Source organism: Streptomyces sp. NPDC048600 (genome assembly GCF_055587025.1).
In genome coordinates this window covers 115,746-133,198 of record NZ_JBVJGZ010000026.1, presented here as the reverse complement: position 1 = coordinate 133,198, position 17,453 = coordinate 115,746, and the positions used below count along the sequence as shown (strand labels likewise).

General features: G+C 71.8%; 16 protein-coding genes. 8 read left to right on the top strand and 8 right to left on the bottom strand.

All coding sequences use genetic code 11. The annotated features are described in order from the left end of the window. Positions 1–142: 142 nt before the first annotated feature. Positions 143–1,900 (bottom strand): arginine--tRNA ligase, encoded by a 1,758-nt coding sequence (gene argS / locus ACZ6SQ_RS29760; protein WP_469567439.1) that lies wholly within the window; start codon positions 1,898–1,900, stop codon positions 143–145. 551 nt (positions 1,901–2,451) lie between these two features. Here argS and lysS point away from each other — a divergent pair. After that, on the top strand, positions 2,452–4,194 hold the full coding sequence (gene lysS / locus ACZ6SQ_RS29755) for a lysine--tRNA ligase (RefSeq protein ID WP_469567437.1): 1,743 nt from the start codon (positions 2,452–2,454) through the stop codon (positions 4,192–4,194). 78 nt (positions 4,195–4,272) lie between these two features. On the opposite strand, the gene ACZ6SQ_RS29750 is transcribed toward lysS, so the two are convergent. The 3 genes from ACZ6SQ_RS29750 to ACZ6SQ_RS29740 form a co-directional block, all read right to left on the bottom strand. After that, entirely contained in the window at positions 4,273–5,529 is a 1,257-nt protein-coding gene (locus ACZ6SQ_RS29750) for a DUF2637 domain-containing protein (protein WP_469567434.1), read from the bottom strand. A gap of 134 nt (positions 5,530–5,663) precedes the next feature. Continuing rightward, a complete protein-coding gene (locus tag ACZ6SQ_RS29745) occupies positions 5,664–6,557 on the bottom strand; it encodes a DUF3558 family protein (RefSeq protein ID WP_469567431.1) in 894 nt (297 codons plus the stop codon). 121 nt (positions 6,558–6,678) lie between these two features. Continuing rightward, positions 6,679–7,506, bottom strand: coding sequence for a DUF3558 domain-containing protein (locus ACZ6SQ_RS29740; protein ID WP_469567429.1), 828 nt, complete (start codon positions 7,504–7,506; stop codon positions 6,679–6,681). A gap of 182 nt (positions 7,507–7,688) precedes the next feature. On the opposite strand from ACZ6SQ_RS29740, the gene ACZ6SQ_RS29735 reads away from it, so the two are divergent. Continuing rightward, complete coding sequence (locus ACZ6SQ_RS29735; protein ID WP_469567427.1) at positions 7,689–8,882, top strand: RtcB family protein; 1,194 nt, start codon at positions 7,689–7,691, stop codon at positions 8,880–8,882. A gap of 72 nt (positions 8,883–8,954) precedes the next feature. Here the strand turns inward: ACZ6SQ_RS29735 and ACZ6SQ_RS29730 are convergent, their stop codons facing one another. The 3 genes from ACZ6SQ_RS29730 to ACZ6SQ_RS29720 form a co-directional block, all read right to left on the bottom strand. Continuing rightward, positions 8,955–9,707, bottom strand: coding sequence for a tyrosine-protein phosphatase (locus tag ACZ6SQ_RS29730; RefSeq protein WP_469567425.1), 753 nt, complete (start codon positions 9,705–9,707; stop codon positions 8,955–8,957). 34 nt (positions 9,708–9,741) lie between these two features. Then, positions 9,742–10,521, bottom strand: a complete 780-nt coding sequence (locus ACZ6SQ_RS29725) for an SDR family NAD(P)-dependent oxidoreductase (RefSeq protein ID WP_386380509.1) — start codon at positions 10,519–10,521, stop codon at positions 9,742–9,744. Positions 10,522–10,600: 79 nt separating this feature from the next. Further along, positions 10,601–10,936: a YnfA family protein gene (locus ACZ6SQ_RS29720; protein ID WP_469567458.1), complete on the bottom strand. Its 336-nt coding sequence runs from the start codon at positions 10,934–10,936 to the stop codon at positions 10,601–10,603. Between the two features lie 134 nt (positions 10,937–11,070). Between ACZ6SQ_RS29720 and ACZ6SQ_RS29715 the strand changes: the two genes are divergently transcribed. Then, positions 11,071–11,568: a hypothetical protein gene (locus tag ACZ6SQ_RS29715; protein WP_469567456.1), complete on the top strand. Its 498-nt coding sequence runs from the start codon at positions 11,071–11,073 to the stop codon at positions 11,566–11,568. A gap of 88 nt (positions 11,569–11,656) precedes the next feature. Here the strand turns inward: ACZ6SQ_RS29715 and ACZ6SQ_RS29710 are convergent, their stop codons facing one another. Next, positions 11,657–12,064: a winged helix-turn-helix transcriptional regulator gene (locus ACZ6SQ_RS29710; RefSeq protein ID WP_469567422.1), complete on the bottom strand. Its 408-nt coding sequence runs from the start codon at positions 12,062–12,064 to the stop codon at positions 11,657–11,659. A gap of 124 nt (positions 12,065–12,188) precedes the next feature. Here ACZ6SQ_RS29710 and ACZ6SQ_RS29705 point away from each other — a divergent pair, with 124 nt between their 5' ends. The 5 genes from ACZ6SQ_RS29705 to ACZ6SQ_RS29685 all read left to right on the top strand — a co-directional run bounded on the left by ACZ6SQ_RS29705 (position 12,189) and on the right by ACZ6SQ_RS29685 (position 17,278). Further along, positions 12,189–13,073, top strand: coding sequence for an NADP-dependent oxidoreductase (locus tag ACZ6SQ_RS29705; protein WP_389332946.1), 885 nt, complete (start codon positions 12,189–12,191; stop codon positions 13,071–13,073). Between the two features lie 292 nt (positions 13,074–13,365). After that, positions 13,366–14,505, top strand: coding sequence for an LLM class flavin-dependent oxidoreductase (locus tag ACZ6SQ_RS29700; protein ID WP_469567419.1), 1,140 nt, complete (start codon positions 13,366–13,368; stop codon positions 14,503–14,505). Then, positions 14,502–15,095 (top strand): FMN reductase, encoded by a 594-nt coding sequence (locus ACZ6SQ_RS29695; protein ID WP_469567416.1) that lies wholly within the window; start codon positions 14,502–14,504, stop codon positions 15,093–15,095. Before ACZ6SQ_RS29700 ends, ACZ6SQ_RS29695 begins: the two co-directional genes overlap by 4 nt. 74 nt (positions 15,096–15,169) lie before the next feature. Further along, positions 15,170–15,889: a response regulator transcription factor gene (locus ACZ6SQ_RS29690; protein ID WP_386380515.1), complete on the top strand. Its 720-nt coding sequence runs from the start codon at positions 15,170–15,172 to the stop codon at positions 15,887–15,889. 48 nt (positions 15,890–15,937) lie between these two features. Next, positions 15,938–17,278 carry a HAMP domain-containing sensor histidine kinase gene (locus ACZ6SQ_RS29685; protein WP_469567454.1) on the top strand — a complete coding sequence of 447 codons (1,341 nt, stop codon included), beginning with the start codon at positions 15,938–15,940 and terminating at the stop codon, positions 17,276–17,278. Positions 17,279–17,453: the final 175 nt, after the last annotated feature.

Below are 17,453 nucleotides of genomic sequence, written 5' to 3'. Positions count from 1 at the left end.
GGGAGGGAGTAGCCGGGCTGGGGGGTGGGGGAGCGGACAATAACAACCCCCTTTGGCCAGGCACTCCCCACCGGGGCAAAAAAGGAGGAAGGGCGACCGGAGTACCGGTCGCCGCGCCCTCTGCGTTCGGTGCGCCGGAGGATCAGAGGCGCTCGGGCGTCCTGATGCCCAGCAGGGCCATGCCCTGGTGCAGCGTGCGGGCCGTGACGTCGCACAGGAACAGGCGGTTCTCCACCTGCTCCGGCGTCTCCGCCTTCAGCACCGGGCACTTGTCGTAGAACGACGTGTACAGCGAGGCCAGCTGGTACAGGTACGCCGCCAGCTTGTGCGGGGCGTACTCCGCGGCCGCCTCGAAGACCGTGTCCCCGAACGCGTCCAGGTGCAGGCCCAGCGCGCGCTCCGCCTCGTGCAGCTCCAGCTCCGGGTGGGCGGCGGGGCGGACCTCGCCGGCCTTGCGCAGGATGGACTGGATACGGGCGTAGGCGTACTGGAGGTACACGCTGGTGTCGCCGTTGAGCGAGACCATCTGGTCCAGGTCGAACTTGTAGTCGCGGTTCGGCGACGTCGACAGGTCCGCGTACTTCACGGCGCCGATGCCGACCTGCGCGGCCCGCTCCTGGATCTCGGCCTCGGTGAGGTCCTGCGCCTTCTCCCGGACGACCTCCGCCGCGCGCTGCACCGCCTCGTCGAGGAGGTCCTCCAGCCGCACGGTCTCGCCCTCACGCGTCTTGAAGGGCTTGCCGTCCGCGCCGAGCACGGTGCCGTAGCCCATGTTGTGCGCGGTGACGTCGTCGTTCAGCCAGCCGGCCCTGCGGGCCGTCTCGAAGACCATCCGGAAGTGCAGCGACTGGCGTACGTCGACGACGTACAGCAGCGTCGTGGCGTGCAGGTCGAGGACACGGTTGCGGATCGCCGTCAGGTCGGAGGCCGCGTAGCCGAAGCCGCCGTCGGCCTTCTGCACGATCAGCGGGACCGGCTGGTCGTCCTTGCCGCGGATCTCGTCGAAGAACACCACCAGCGCGCCCTCGGAGCGCACCGCGACACCCGTCTCCTCCAGGAGGCGGGCGGTCTCCGGCATGCCCTCGTTGTACGCGGACTCGCCGACGATCTCCTCGTCGCGGATCTCCATGTCGAGCTTCTCGAAGACGGAGTAGAAGTAGACCTTCGACTCGTCCACGAACTGCTGCCACAGCTCGAGGGTCTCCTTGTCACCGGACTGGAGGGCGACGACCCGCTTGCGGGCCCGCTCCTTGAACTCCTCGTCCGCGTCGAACAGCGCCCGCGAGGCCTTGTACACACGGTTCAGGTTGCTCATCGCCTGCTCGCCGTCGACGTCGGCCGCGGGGGCCAGCTCGCCGGGGTGCTCGAACAGGTACTGGATGAGCATGCCGAACTGGGTGCCCCAGTCGCCGATGTGGTGCCGGCCGATCGTCTTCTCGCCGGTGAAGTCGAGCATGCCGCGCAGGGCGTCGCCGATGACCGCGGAGCGCAGGTGGCCGACGTGCATCTCCTTCGCCACGTTCGGCTGGGCGTAGTCGACGACCGTGATGCCCGCGTTCTCCTTCAGCGGCACGCCGAGGCGGTCGCCGTCCGCGTGGCGCGCGGCGAGGTTCTCGGTGATCGCCCGGTCGGCGACGGTGACGTTGAGGAAGCCGGGGCCGGAGACCTCGACGTCCTTGATCACGGCGCCGGTGACGATGTTGCCGACCACCTGCGTCGCCAGGTCGCGGGGGTTCGCCTTCGCCTTCTTGGCCAGGGCGAGGATGCCGTTGGCCTGGAAGTCGGCCCGGTCGCTTCGTCGCAGCAGCGGGTTGACTCCGTCGGCTTCCGGGAGGGTGGAGGCGAGGGCGTCGGTGAGCTGCTGGTTGACGAGATCTGTGAGCGACTTGACCGAGGTCATGGGTGTGGGTGCCGTTCTCCTCGTGGGCTGGATGGTCCTGGCCAGTATCCCATGGGGGGTAAAGGGGTTTTCGCGGTTGTGGGGTGGGTCTCGGGTGCGGGGTGGTGTGTGGGTGCGGGTGGGTGGGGGCTGGTCGCGCAGTTCCCCGCGCCCCTTAAGGATTGCGCAGTTCCCCGCGCCCCTTGAGGGCGGGTTTGGGGTGGGGGCTCGGGTGCGGGGTGGGTGGGGGCTGGTCGCGCAGTTCCCCGCGCCCCTTAAAGATTGCGCAGTTCCTCGCGCCCCTTGAGGGCGGGTTTGGGGTGGGGGCTCGGGTGCGGGGTGGGTGGGGGCTGGTTGCGCAGTTCCCCGCGCCCCTTAAAAGATTGCGCCGTTCCCCGCGCCCCCAGGAGACTGCGGTGGTTCCCGCGCCCCCAGGAGACTGCGGTGGTTCCCGCGGCCCCGCAAGCCTGCGCAGTTCACCGCGCTCCTCAAAGCGGCAGGGGTGCTGGGTGGGCCCCCTAAAATGGAGGCGCGGTCGATCGACCGTGCGGCTGCACCGGAGAAAGAAGGACGTGCCGATCGTGGCTCAGAGCACCGAGACCACCGACTGGGTCTCCCGTTTCGCGGATGAGGTCATCGAGGAGTCGGAGCGTCGGGCCCCGGGCAAACCGGTCGTCGTCGCCTCCGGGCTCTCGCCGTCCGGCCCGATCCACCTCGGCAACCTGCGCGAGGTCATGACCCCGCACCTCGTCGCCGACGAGATCCGCCGCCGAGGCCGCCAGGTGCGCCACCTGATCTCCTGGGACGACTACGACCGCTACCGCAAGGTGCCGGCCGGGGTGGCCGGTGTCGACGAGTCCTGGGCCGAGCACATCGGCAAGCCGCTGACCGCGGTGCCCGCGCCGAAGGGTTCGCCGTACGGCAGCTGGGCCGAGCATTTCAAGGCCGCGATGGTGGAGTCGCTCGCCGAGCTGGGCGTCGAGTTCGACGGCATCAGCCAGACCGAGCAGTACACCACCGGCGTGTACCGCGAGCAGATCCTGCACGCCATGCGCCACCGCGCCGACATCGACGCGATCCTCGACCAGTACCGCACGAAGAAGGCTCCCGCCAAGAAGCAGCAGCAGAAGCCCGTCGACGAGGCCGAGCTGGAGGCCGCCGAGGGCTCCGGCGCCGCGGCCGAGGACGACGGCAGCTCCGGCTCCGCCGGGTACTTCCCGTACAAGCCGTACTGCGGCAACTGCGGCAAGGACCTGACCACCGTCACCTCCTACGAGGACGACACCACCGAGCTGACGTACTCCTGCACGGCCTGCGGCTTCTCCGAGACCGTCCGGCTCAACGAGTTCAACCGCGGCAAGCTGGTCTGGAAGGTCGACTGGCCGATGCGCTGGGCCTACGAGGGCGTGATCTTCGAGCCCAGCGGTGTCGACCACTCCTCCCCCGGGTCGTCGTTCCAGGTCGGCGGACAGATCGTCGGCATCTTCGGCGGCAAGCAGCCGATCGGCCCGATGTACGCCTTCGTCGGCATCTCAGGCATGGCCAAGATGTCCTCGTCCCGCGGCGGCGTGCCCACCCCGGCCGACGCGCTGAAGATCATGGAGCCGCAGCTCCTGCGCTGGCTCTACGCCCGCCGCAGGCCCAACCAGTCCTTCAAGATCGCCTTCGACCAGGAGATCCAGCGGCTCTACGACGAGTGGGACAAGCTCGACGCCAAGGTCGCCGACGGCTCCGTCCTGCCCGCCGACGCCGCCGCGCACGCCCGTGCCGTACGCACCGCCGAGGCCGAGCTGCCCCGCACCGCGCGGCCGATGCCGTACCGGACGCTCGCGTCCGTCGCCGACATCACCGCCGGCCACGAGGACCAGGCCCTGCGCATCCTCTCCGAGCTCGACCCCGAGCAGCCGCTCGCCGCGCTCGACGAGGTACGGCCCCGCTACGACCGCGCCGAGGCGTGGATCAACACCCAGGTGCCCGCCGACCAGCGCACCATCGTGCGCGCCGAACCGGACACCGACCTGCTGAAGTCCCTCGACGAGCAGGGCCGCGCCTCGGTGCGCCTGCTGCTCGACGGACTGGCCGAGCACTGGTCCCTGGACGGGCTGACCCACCTCGTCTACGGCGTGCCCAAGGTCCAGGCCGGGTTCTCCGCGGACGCCACGCCCAAGGAGCTGCCGCCGGAGATCAAGACCGCCCAGCGGACGTTCTTCGCGCTGCTCTACCACCTGCTCGTCGGCCGCGACACCGGGCCGCGACTGCCCACGCTGCTGCTCGCGGTCGGGCAGGAGCGGGTGCGGACCCTGCTCGGCGAGTAGCCGCACCGGCGCACCAGGCACGACGAAGGGGCCCTCGACCGAGGGCCCCTTTCCTCTGCGTGCTATACCGCGCCGCCGTCAGGCGATGTGGTCCTCCTCCAGCTCCGCGGCGTGGCGGTTGGTGAAGCGGCTGACCAGGCGCTTGGCGTCCTCCGGCGCGAGACCGAGGCCGAACTCGGCCTCCACGTTGTCCATCAGCTCGCGCGGCGTCGGGTAGCTGCCGTTGATCGACTGCTTGAACACCTGGTAGAAGGACTCCTCGTCCGGCTCCGGGCTGCCGCCGCCCTCGCCCAGCTCCCGGGTGCGGCCGGGGCCGACCGGGATCGGGAAGCTGCCCGTCTCCTCCGAGAGGGACTCCAGGGGCGCCTCGGGCCGCGGCCTCTCGGACAGATACTCCTCGGGCAGGTAGTCCTCGGGCGGGAACTCGTCGTACGGCGGCTCGAACAGCTCCGGCTCGTAGTCCGGGTCGTAGCCGCCGTGGTACTCGACCGTGCGCGGGTCCCGGGACTGGAGCCACTGGCTGCGGCCGTCCTCGGCCTCCCCGGCCGGCCCGCGCTGCTGCCCGGCGGCGGACGCGGCCTGGGCCGGGGCGGCCGACGCGGTCAGGGGCGCCTGGGCGACGGGCGCCGCGGAGAGGCGGGGCTGCTGGGAGGCCGCCGGGATGACCATCGGCTCGATGCCGGCGGCGGCGAGGCCGGCGGGGGCGGTCTCGGCGAGGGGGACGCCGTAGCGGGCCAGGCGCAGCGGCATCAGGGACTCGACGGGGGCCTTGCGGCGCCAGGCGCGGCCGTAGCGGGAGCGCAGGCGGGCCTGGTAGACCAGGCGTTCCTGTTCGAGCTTGATGACCTGGTCGTAGGAGCGCAGCTCCCACAGTTTCATGCGGCGCCAGAGCAGGAAGGTGGGCAGCGGGCTGAGCAGCCAGCGGGTGAGGCGCACGCCCTCCATGTGCTTGTCGGCGGTGATGTCGGCGATGCGGCCGATGGCGTGCCGGGCGGCCTCGACGGAGATGACGAACAGGACCGGGATCACCGCGTGCATGGCGGTGCCGAGCGGGTCGGGCCAGGCGGCGGCGCCGTTGAAGGCGATCGTCGCGGCGGTCAGCACCCAGGCCGTCTGCCGCAGCAGCGGGAACGGGATGCGGATCCAGGTCAGCAGCAGGTCGAGGGCGAGCAGGACGCAGATGCCGGCGTCGATACCGATCGGGAAGACGTAGGAGAAGTCCCCGAAGCCCTTCTTCACGGCCAGCTCGCGCACGGCCGCGTACGACCCCGCGAAGCCGATACCGGCGATGATCACGGCACCGAAGACCACCACACCGATGAGAACGCGGTGCATCCGTGTCAGCTGTATGGGCGCGGCCACCCGTCATCCCCTCCCGCTGCGTGCTGTTGTGCGGGCAACAGAGTGGCACATCTGTGCGGGGAACGGGTGGCCGGTCCCGGGGCCGGCCCAGGGGACCGGCGCGGACCTCAGCTCTTGCGGGTCGAGGGCTTCTTCGAACTGCCGGACGCGGACGACGACTTGTCGCCGGAGGACGTCCCGGTGCCGGATGCGGAGGTCGCCGAGGAACCGGCGGACTTCGACGCCGTCGCACCCGGGGACTTCGCGGCGCCGGCGCTGTTCGCCTTCGACACCGCCGCCACGGCCTCCCTGGCCGCCCGCTGGGCGTCCTTCATCAGCTCGTCGGCGTCCGGGGCCTTCTCGCCCGCGAGACCGGCGCCGTTGTAGTCGACCGTCACGACGACGTTCTCGACCCGGGCCACGACCGTCTGCTGCTTGAAGGCGCCTTCCTTCTTCTTCAGGTCGTAGCGGATCGCCGTCGCCTCGTCGCCGGTGCCCACCACCGGGGCCGCCTTCACGTTCCGCGCGCCCGTCGCGCCCTTGGCGTCGACCACCTGGCCGTCGTAGTACTCCTTGGCCAGCTCGTCACCGGGACCCCGTGTGACGTCCGACTCGAAGCGCAGCAGCGAGACGTTCAGCCAGCGGAACTGGGAGCCCTTGACGCCGTTGTTGTCGAGGCTGTCCCAGGAGCAGCTGCCACGCGACTCCAGATCGTCCGAACTGCCCTCCTTGCCGGACTTGCCCGCCTCCGGGACCAGCTCCTCCAGCGTCTTGGAGGTCAGGACGTCACACGCCTCCGGCAGCGTCGCGTACGCCGCCGCCTTCACGGTCGGCGACGGGCTGGCGGTGACGCTCGGGGACGTCTCCTTCGCCTTGTCCTCCGAACCGGAGTCGGACGAGCAGCCCGCGGCCAGCAGCACCAAGGGGAGGGCGGCCACACCGACCAGGGCACGGCCCCGTCGCATCACTCGCTGGTCACGGTCGGCTCGCTGTGCTCGTCGCTGCATGGTTCCTTCGCTCATGACGCTCATGGTTCCTGCGGTCGGTTCGGGTCCGAGGGGCCACGGTACGCGGTGAACGACACGGGCCGCCTCGCTTCGGGCGCTTTGCGCCGCGGCACGGCCCGGCCCCACAAGGGGGCTGTCAGGAGAGGGAGTCGGCGAGCCGGGAAGCCAGATTCCTTGCCCTGTCCTGCATTTCCTTGCTGTCGGGCACGACTCCGACGACGGCCGGCTGCTCCTCGTACTCGATGGTCACGATGACGTTCGACGTGCGGAACGCCACAGTCACCGTGCGGCGCTTGGCCGTGGAACCGGAACTGTTCAGCTCGTCGTCGACGAACGCCTGGTCGCCCAGGTCGCCGAGGAGACGGGGCTGGAGGGCGGTGGGGGTGGCCGAGGGGCTCGCGGTGCCGCCGGCGCTCGCGCTCGCACTGCCGGACGGCTTGCCGGAGGGGGCGACGGAGGCGGTGGGGCTGCCGCTGGGCGACGGGGACGCCGTGTCCCCCTGCGTCGCGGCCGGCTCGGGCAGGTCCGCCCCGGCGACCCTGGCGGCGAACAGGGACTCCGCCTCGGTCTCGTCGCTGACGGAGGAGTCGTACGACACCACACGCTCGAAGTCGATCAGCAGATGGTCCGTGGCCGCCGCGGACTCCACCTTCCAGCGGCAGCCGACCTTGCGGTCCGTGTCGTAGGTGAGCGTGGCCGTGCCCTCGTACGCCTGCTCGCGCCGCACCTCGTCGGTGATCTCCAGGATGCCGGGCAGCAGCGTGTCGAGGGTGTCCTCGCCGACCACTCCGCACGGCTCGGGCAGGGTGCGGTAGCGGCCGGGTTCGGCGGCCGCGGTGGTCGTGCCGGAGCCCTGGGGGTTGGAGCCGTCCGAGGTGGCGCCGCCCTGGGTGCCGCCGGTGCAGCCGGCCAGCAGCGCCGCGAGGAGGGCGGCGGTGCCGGATACGTAAGCCTTCCGCTGCACGGTCCGGCTCCTCTCCGTCGATGTCCTGGCTGCTTATTCGGTTGCCCGGCGGGGGTACGGCCCGCAGACAATGTGTATCGCACGCACTGCCGTGAACGCCGGTCCCCTGTCCCTTTCGTTGACCCTGGCGCCGGTTTTGCGATTAAAGGCTTCTGTTTGGTTTCCGGGGGAATGAGGACGATATGTCGTACGTCGAGGTGCCGGGCGCGAAGGTACCCATCCGTATGTGGACCGACCCGGCGTCGGTCGAGGACGTTGCCATGCAGCAGCTGCGCAACGTCTCGACGCTGCCGTGGATCAAGGGCCTCGCCGTCATGCCGGACGTCCATTTCGGCAAGGGCGCGACCGTCGGGTCCGTCATCGCCATGCAGGGCGCGGTCTGCCCGGCCGCGGTCGGCGTCGACATCGGCTGCGGGATGTCCGCGGTGAAGACGTCCCTCACGGCCAACGACCTGCCCGGGGATCTGTCACGCCTGCGCACGAAGATCGAGCAGGCGATCCCGGTGGGCCGCGGCATGCACGACTCCCCGGTCGACCCGGGCCGCTTCCACGGCCTCGCCACCGCGGGCTGGGACGACTTCTGGGGACGGTTCGACGGGGTCGCGGACGCGGTGAAGTTCCGCCAGGAACGTGCGACGAAGCAGATGGGCACGCTGGGCTCGGGCAACCACTTCGTGGAGTTCTGCCTGGACACCGAGGGTTCCGTCTGGCTGATGCTGCACTCCGGTTCGCGCAACATCGGCAAGGAACTCGCCGAGTTCCACATCGGCGTGGCGCAGAAGCTCCCGCACAACCAGGGCCTGATCGACCGCGACCTGGCCGTCTTCATCGCGGACACCCCCCAGATGGGGGCGTACCGCAACGACCTGTTCTGGGCGCAGGAGTACGCGAAGTACAACCGCACGATCATGATGGCGCTCCTGAAGGACGTGGTCCGCAAGGAGTTCAAGAAGGCGAAGCCGACCTTCGAGGCGGAGATCAGCGCGCACCACAACTACGTCGCCGAGGAGCGCTACGAGGGGATGGACCTGCTCGTGACCCGTAAGGGCGCGATCCGCGCGGGTTCCGGGGAGTTCGGGATCATCCCCGGCTCGATGGGCACGGGTTCGTACATCGTGAAGGGTCTCGGGAACGAGAAGGCCTTCAACTCGGCCTCGCACGGGGCCGGCCGGCGCATGAGCCGCAACGCGGCGAAGCGGCGGTTCTCGACGAAGGACCTGGAGGAGCAGACGCGGGGCGTGGAGTGCCGTAAGGACTCCGGCGTCGTGGACGAGATCCCGGCTGCCTACAAGCCGATCGAGCAGGTCATCGACCAGCAGCGGGACCTCGTGGAGGTCGTGGCGAAGCTGAAGCAGGTCATCTGTGTGAAGGGCTGATCCGCGAGGGCGGACCGCACAGGACTGACAGAGGGGCCGCCGGCCGGCAGGGCCGGCGGCCCCTCGTCCGCGTCAGCCGACGGGCTCCAGGAGGCCCTTGCGGAGGGTTTGGCGCAGGGCGGGGGCGTCCAGGTGCAGGGCTTCGGTGACGTAGGTGTCCATCGAGCCGTAGCGGGCTGTCATGGCGGTGAGGAACTGGGTCATGACCTCTGCGGGGGCGCGGCCGAAGGCGGGCCAGGTGGGGGTGCGGCCCTCGTTGCGGGCGGACCAGTCCGCGAGGAGGGCCGGGGTGGCCCGGTCGGTGAGGGTGAAGTCCTCGACGACGGTCTCGGCGGGGACGTCCAGGAGGGTCAGGACCAGTGCGGCGATCTGGCCCGTGCGGTCCTTGCCGGAGGCGCAGTGGAAGGCGAGGGGTTCGCCCGAACTCGCCGCCTGGGAGACGAGGTTCAGCACCTGTGCGATCTCCCGGGTGCCGTCCTCGGCCACCTCCATGAAGCGGGCCGACAGGTACGGGCCGGGTGCCACCTCCGGGCCCAGCGACGGCTGGTCGTACGGGCGGTGCTCGATGCTCAGGTTGTGGTACGCGAAGGAGGGGTCGGCCGGTACGCGGCCCCTGTTGTCGATCTCCCAGGGGTAGCGCAGGTCGATCACCGTGCGGATGCCCAGGGCGAGGAAGCGGTCCCAGTCGGGGGTGTCCGGCCTCAACTTGCCCAGGGAGTCCGCGCGGTAGAGGCGGCCGGGGCGGACGCGCAGGCCGTCCGTCGTCGAATAGCCGCCCAGGTCACGGAAGTTGGCCAGGGACTCGAAGGGTATGTGTCTGTCCATCGAGGGGGACGGTAGGCCCTGGGAGCCCCGGAGGTCACGCCAGCTCGCGGTGGACCTTGGTGTTGGAGGCCTGGGCGCGGGGGCGGACGACGAGCAGGTCGATGTTGACGTGGCTGGGCCGGGTGACGGCCCAGGTGATGGTGTCGGCGACGTCGTCGGCGGTGAGCGGGGCGGCGACGCCCGCGTAGACCTTCTCCGCCTTCTCCTGGTCGCCGCCGAAGCGGGTGAGGGCGAACTCGTCGGTCTTCACCATGCCGGGGGCGACCTCGATCACCCGGACCGGGCGGCCGACGATCTCCAGGCGCAGCGTCTCGGCGAGGACGTGCTCGCCGTGCTTGGCGGCGACATAGCCCGCGCCGCCCTCGTAGGTGCCGTGGCCCGCGGTGGAGGAGACCACGACGACCGTGCCGTCGCCGCTCGCCTCCAGCTTGGGCAGCAGGGCCTGGGTGATGTTGAGGGTGCCGATGACGTTGGTCTCGTACATCGTGCGCCAGTCGGCGGGGTCGCCGGTGGCGACGGGGTCGGCGCCGAGTGCCCCGCCCGCGTTGTTGACCAGTACGCCGATCGTCCGGAAGGCCGTGGCGAACTCGTCGACCGCCGCGCGGTCCGTCACGTCCAGCTGGTACGCCGTCGCGGAGCCGCCCGCCGTGGTGATCTCCTCGGCGAGGGCCTCGATGCGGTCCTTGCGGCGCGCGGTCAGTACGACGCGGTAGCCGGCCGCGGCGAGCTGTCGGGCGGTCGCGGCGCCGATGCCGCTGCTCGCACCGGTGACCACGGCGATGCGGGAGGCGGCGGAGGGGGCGGCGGTGGCCATGGGACTGCTCCTCGGGCTGGCGTTGGTACGACCGGGCTCCCGCCAGGATAGGTGGCGGCCGCAGCCGTACGGCGGGTGGTCAGCCGTTGCGCGGGGCCCACATGATCACGGCCATGCCGACGAGGCAGATCGCCGCGCCGCCGATGTCCCAGCGGTCGGGGCGGTAGCCGTCGGCGACCATGCCCCAGGCGATGGACCCGGCGACGAAGATTCCGCCGTACGCGGCGAGGATGCGGCCGAAGTGGGCGTCGGGCTGGAAGGTGGCGACGAAGCCGTAGGCGCCGAGGGCGAGGATGCCGCCGGTGATCCACAGCCAGCCGCGGTGTTCGCGCAGGCCCTGCCAGATCAGCCAGGCTCCGCCGATCTCGAAGAGGGCGGCGACGACGAAGAGGGCGGCGGACCGGGCGACGAGCATGGCCTCAGCTTGGCACGGCATGCGGGTGTCACCTGATGGAGGGCGCCTGCCGGTGCGCGGGGCGTGGGATGCATAGCGGTGCGGACCGGGTGCGCGCCGAGGGCCCGGTGAGGTCTGGAGGGCTGGTGGACGGCATGCGCAGGGCGGTGCGGAGGCTGGTGGTGTGCGGTGCGGTGCTGGCGGTCACCGGCGCGGCGGGGGTGGTGGGTGCCCCGGGGGCCGGTGCGGCGGGGCCGCGGGGCGGGTGGCCGGAGGCTGATCTGGCGTATCACGGGTCCGCGGTGATGGCGGACGGGTGGATGCGGGTGCGGTTCGCCGTGGGCAACCACGGGCCCGACGAGGTGCCGGAGGCGACCGTACGGCTGCGGTGGTCGGTGCCGCCGGCCGACCGGCAGGAGTTGCCTGCGGGGTGTGCGCGGGCGGGGGTGCGGGCGGTGGTGTGCCGGACGGGGGCGCTGCCGGCGGACGGGCCGGGGGAGCCGTTGGAGCTGGGCGTGCGGCTGCTCGGGGTGCCGTCGGAGGCGGTGCTGGAGCTGGACACGGTGTGGGGCGGTGGCGCGGTGGACCGCAACCGGGAGAACGACCGGCAGCGGGTGCTGGTGCTCGACACCGGGGACACGTACTTCTTCTGAGGGCTTCGGGGACGAGGGGCTTCGGGGCTTGTGTCCGGTGGGGGTGTGCGCGCTTCCTCGCGCTTCTTGAGGCGGGCGGGGTCACGGTTCAGGCGGCCGGTGCGTCCGTGTCGTAGCGCTCGCGGGCCTTGTGGACCTCGTCGAAGTTGGTCTCGGCCCAGTCCTTCACCGCGGTGAGCAGGAGCGCGAGGCTGCTGCCGAGGGTGGTGAGCTCGTAGTCGACGCGGACGGGGACGGACGGGGTCACGGTGCGGGTGACGATGCCGTCGCGTTCGAGGGTGCGCAGGGTCTGGGTGAGCATCTTGGGGCTGACCCCGGCGATCTTGCGGCTGAGGTCGCTGTAGCGCATGGGGTGGGCGGCGAGCGCGGAGACGACCAGGCTGACCCACTTGTCGCTGATGCGGTCGAGGAGCTGGTTGGTGGGGCACGCCTTGATGAACGCGTCGTACTCGGCCCGGGCCTGTTCGCGTCGCTGGGCCGCCGTCTGGGTCGCCATGGCTCTCCTCGGGGTGCGGTAGGCACCTTCAGGTAACTACTTACCGAAAGAGAGTAACTCTTCCTAGGGTTGTGGTCACGGGGTGAACGGCCCCGCAAGTGACCTGGAAACGGGGAGAGTTGAGATGCGTGCTGTGGTCGTGACGGAGTTCGGCGGTCCCGAGGCCGTGCGGGTCGTGGACGCGGCGGTGCCCGAGCCGGGGGCGCGGCAGGTGCGGATCAAGGTGGCGGCGGCCGCGCTGAACCCGGTCGACGCCGGGGTGCGCTCGGGCGTCTTCGGCGGGACCGGGGCGCTCGGGCTGGGCTGGGACGTGGCCGGCACGGTCGACGCGGTCGGCGAGGGCGCGGCGTGGCGGGTGGGCGAGGAGGTCGTGGCGCTGGTCTACGGCACGGCGAAGCCGCTGGGGACGCACGCGGAGTACGTCGTCGTGGACGCGGGCGCGGTGGCGGCGGCGCCGGCTTCGGCCGACGCGGTGCACGCGGCGACGCTGCCGCTGAACGCGCTGACGGCCGCGCAGGCGCTGGATCTGCTGGGGCTGCGGCCGGGGCAGTCGCTGCTGGTGACGGGTGCCGCGGGCGCGGTCGGCGGTTACGCGGTGCAGCTCGCCGCGCATCAGGGGTTCGCCGTGACCGGGCTGGCCCGTGCGGGCGACGAGGAGCTGGTGCGGTCGCTGGGCGCGTCGGCGTTCGTCACCGACGGGGTGGCCGGCGGCTTCGACGCGGTGCTGGACGCGGCGGTGCTGGGTGAGCGGGCGCTGGCCTGGGTCCGGGACGAGGGGGCGTACGCGGGGGTGATTCCGCACGCCGAGCCGGCCTCGGTGCGGGGGGTGCGGACGGCGGCGGTCGAGGTGAGTGCGGACGGGGGCCGGCTGGGGGAGCTGGCGCGGCTGCTGGACGAGGGGGTGCTGTCGACGCGGGTCGCGGAGGTGTTCGCGCTGGGGGACGTGGTCAAGGCGCATGTGCGGTTGGCCGAGGGTGGGGTGCGGGGGCGGCTGGTTCTGGTGCCGTGAGGGTTGCGGGGTGTTCCGTGGGGTGGGGCGTCCGCCCGTACCTGTGGGGTGCGGGTGGGGGGTTCTCGGTGGGTGCGGGTCGTGTGGGGCTGGTCGCGCAGTTCCCCGCGCCCCTAAGGACCTGCGCAGTTCCCCGCGCCCCTAGAAGATTGCGCAGTTCCCCGCGCCCCTGACGGGGCGCGGGGTTCCTTGCGGCCCTTGCGGGGTCGGGGTCGGGTGGGGGCGTGGAATAACCGTGCCGTAGTGGCCGTTCAGCGGTATAGTTCAACGGTCAACTACTTGGAGGGTGGCCATGCAGTTCGGGATCTTCACCGTCGGTGATGTCACTCCGGACCCGACGACCGGGCGTACGCCGAGCGAGCGGGAGCGGATCAAGGCCATGGTCGCCATCGCCCTGAAGGCGGAAGAGGTGGGCCTCGACGTCTTCGCCACGGGTGAGCACCACAACCGGCCGTTCGTGCCGTCGTCGCCGACGACGATGCTCGGCTATGTGGCCGCGCGGACCGAGAAGCTGATCCTCTCCACCTCCACCACCCTGATCACGACCAACGACCCGGTGAAGATCGCCGAGGACTACGCGATGCTCCAGCACCTGGCCGACGGCCGGGTGGACCTGATGATGGGGCGCGGCAACACCGGCCCGGTCTACCCCTGGTTCGGCAAGGACATCCGCGACGGCATCGACCTGGCGATCGAGAACTACGCGCTGCTGCGCCGGCTGTGGCGCGAGGACGTCGTGAACTGGGAGGGCAAGCACCGCACGCCGCTCCAGGGCTTCACGTCCACGCCGCGCCCGCTGGACGGCGTACCGCCGTTCGTCTGGCACGGGTCGATCCGCTCGCCGGAGATCGCCGAGCAGGCCGCGTACTACGGCGACGGCTTCTTCCACAACAACATCTTCTGGACGGCCGACCACACCAAACGGATGATCGAGCTGTACCGCGCCCGGTACGCCCACTACGGCCACGGCACGGCCGAGCAGGCGATCGTCGGGCTCGGCGGGCAGGTGTTCATGCGGAAGAACTCCCAGGACGCGGTACAGGAGTTCCGGCCGTACTTCGACAACGCGCCGGTCTACGGGCACGGGCCCTCCCTGGAGGACTTCACCGACCAGACCCCGCTGACCGTCGGCTCGCCGCAGCAGGTGATCGAGAAGACTCTGGGCTTCCGTGAGTACGCCGGTGACTACCAGCGCCAGCTGTTCCTGATGGACCACGCGGGGCTGCCGCTCAAGACCGTGCTGGAGCAGCTCGACCTGCTCGGCGAGGAGGTCGTGCCGGTGCTGCGCAAGGAGTTCGCCGCGGGGCGGCCCGCGGACGTGCCGGACGCGCCCACCCACGCCTCGCTGCTGGCGGCCGAGGAGAAGGGCGGCCGGGCCGCCGAGGGGAACGGCGGCCGGGCCGCCGAGGACAAGAAGGAGGTCGTGGCATGAAGCTCGTCGTCGTCTCCGCGGGACTGAGCGTCCCGTCCTCCACCCGGCTGCTGGCCGACCGGCTGGCCGCCGCGGTGGACCGGCGGGAGCCGGTCGAGGTGGAGGTCGTGGAGCTGCGCGAGCTCGCCGTGGAGATCGCGCACCACCTCACCAACGGCTTCCCGGGCCGGGCGCTGCGCGCCGCGCTCGACGCCGTGGCCGGGGCGGACGGACTGGTCGTCGTCACGCCCGTGTTCTCGGCCTCGTACAGCGGGCTGTTCAAGTCCTTCTTCGACGTCCTCGACAAGGACGCGCTCACCGGCAAGCCGGTGCTGATCGCCGCGACCGGCGGCACCGGTCGGCACTCGCTGGTGCTGGAGCACGCGCTGCGGCCGCTGTTCGCCTATCTGCGGGCCGTGGTCGTGCCGACCGGGGTGTACGCCGCCTCGGAGGACTGGGGCGCCGAGGGGCTCCAGGAGCGGATCGACCGGGCCGCCGGTGAACTGGCCGCGCTGATGAGCGGGCTCGGGGCGCGGCGGCCGGAGCCGAAGGACGAGTTCGCCGTGGTGCCCTTCGAGCAGCGGCTCGCGGGGCTGCGGCCCACCGGGTGAGCGAACGGTAAGAAGCGCGGGGTCAGCGGGCCGGGGCCGCTCGTCGGCACAGGTGGCTTTGCCACACTGGACGGGTGGCCCCGACACTTCTGCTCGCCGAGGACGACCGCGCGATCCGGCACGCCCTGGAGCGCGCCCTGACCCTGGAGGGGTACGGGGTGACGGCGGTCGCCGACGGCGTCGCGGCCCTGGCCGAGGCGCGCCGGATGCCGCCGGACGTGCTCGTGCTCGACGTGATGATGCCCGGCAAGGACGGACTCCAGGTCTGCCGGGAGCTGCGCGCAGGGGGCGACCGTACGCCGATCCTGATGCTGACCGCGCTGGTGGAGACCGCCGACCGGATCGCGGGCCTGGACGCGGGGGCGGACGACTACGTGGTGAAGCCCTTCGACGTCGAGGAGGTCTTCGCGCGGCTGCGTGCCCTGCTGCGCCGTGTCGGCCCGGCGCCGGAGGCCGCCGCCGTCGCCGCGCCCGAGCCCGCCGCACCGGTCCAGAGCACGCTGGAGGCGGCGGGTGTGCGGATGGACCCGCAGGCCCGCCGGGTGTGGCGCGGCGAGCGCGAACTGGAGCTGACCCGGACCGAGTTCGAGCTGCTGGAGCTGCTCGTCCGGCACGCCGGGACGGTCCTGGACCACGCCACCGTCTACGACCGGATCTGGGGCTACGACTTCGGGCCCGGCTCCAAGAACCTCGCCGTGTACGTCGGTTATCTGCGCCGCAAGCTGGACGAGCCCGGCGCCCCGCAGCTGATCCACACGGTGCGCGGGGTGGGCTATGTCCTGCGGGAGGGCTGAGTGAGCGGCGGTCTGTGGCGGCTGGTGTCGCTGCGCACCACGTTCGCGATGTCCTTCGCGGCGGTGACCGCGGGGGTGACCGTGCTGGTCGGCTTCCTGTCGTACAGCGCCGCGGCCCGGCTGGTGCGGGTGGACCAGCAGACGGTGTTCGACGAGGTCGTGCGGGACGTACAGGCCGAGGTGCGGCGTGCTCCGATGAACCCGGCCGACTTCTCCTCGGCGCCGGGCCACGACCTGGTCCGGCCCGCGCGCACGGATGTGCAGGTGCTCGGGCCGGACGGGTCGGTCTTCGACGAGGGCAGCCCCGGTCTGCCGGTCGTCGGTGACGACCGGCTGGTCGCCGCCGCGCCGGCGGCCGGGCGGGTGGTGGTGCACCGGGACGTCCGGGTGGAGGGCGACGTCTACCGGGTGGCGACCGTGGCGCTCGGCGGCGGCCGGGGGGCGGTGCAGGTCGGGCAGCAGTTCGGCGACACCGAGGATCTGCTGCGGGTGCTGCAGCAGCGCACGCTCGTGCTGGTGGGCGCGGTGGTGCTGGGCGCGGGGCTGTTCGGCTGGTGGCTGGCCTGGCGGATCACCCGGCGTCTGGTCGTCCTCACCTCGGCCGCGGAGGCCGTGGCCCGCACGCGGCGGCTCGGCATCCAGGTGCCGGTGTCCGGCAGCGACGAGGTCGGGCGGCTCGGGCGGGCCTTCGACCGGATGCTGGGCCGGCTCGCGCAGTCGGAGGAGGACCAGCGGCGGCTGGTGCAGGACGCGGGCCATGAGCTGCGGACGCCGCTGACCTCGCTGCGGACGAACATCTCGCTGCTGAAGCGGATGGACGAACTGCCCGCCGAGGCCCGTGAGGAGCTGGTCGCCGACCTCGGCGAGGAGGCGCGCGAACTGACCGATCTGGTCAACGAGTTGGTCGACCTCGCGGCCGGGCAGTCCGACAGCGAGCCGCCGCAGCAGGTGGACCTCTTCGACGTCGCCGAGGAGGTCGCGGCCCTCGCCCGCCGCCGCACCGGGCGCGAGATCCTGGTCGCCGCGAGCGGCACGACGGTCACCGAGGGGCGTGCCGCGCAGTTGACCCGCGCGGTCTCCAACCTCGTGGAGAACGCGGCCAAGTTCGACCGCGGCGGCACCTCGCCCATCGAGATCCGCATCGGCGGCGGCCCCGGCTCACCCGTCCGCGTCGAGGTCCTCGACCGCGGCCCCGGCATCACCGACGACGACCTCGCCCGCGTCTTCGACCGCTTCTACCGCGCGGCCGACGCCCGCGCCCTCCCCGGCTCGGGCCTCGGCCTCTCGATCGTCCGCGAGATCGCCCTGACCCACGGCGGCGCCCCGTTCGCCTACACCCGCGAGGGCGGCGGCTCGGTGATCGGGTTCACGGTGCGGGGGGTGCGGTGAGGGGGCGGTGCGTCTCCGACGTCCCCCTGGGCGCCGAGGCGTCCGCGGTCCGCCCCCTCGGTGTTTTCGCGGACCGCCCCGAGGCCGGGTTCGTCGAGTACTAAAGTTTCGGGTGCGCTGAGTGTGCGACGCGTCACACCGCGTTTCGACGGATGTCCGGGGGCGGGTCGTCCGT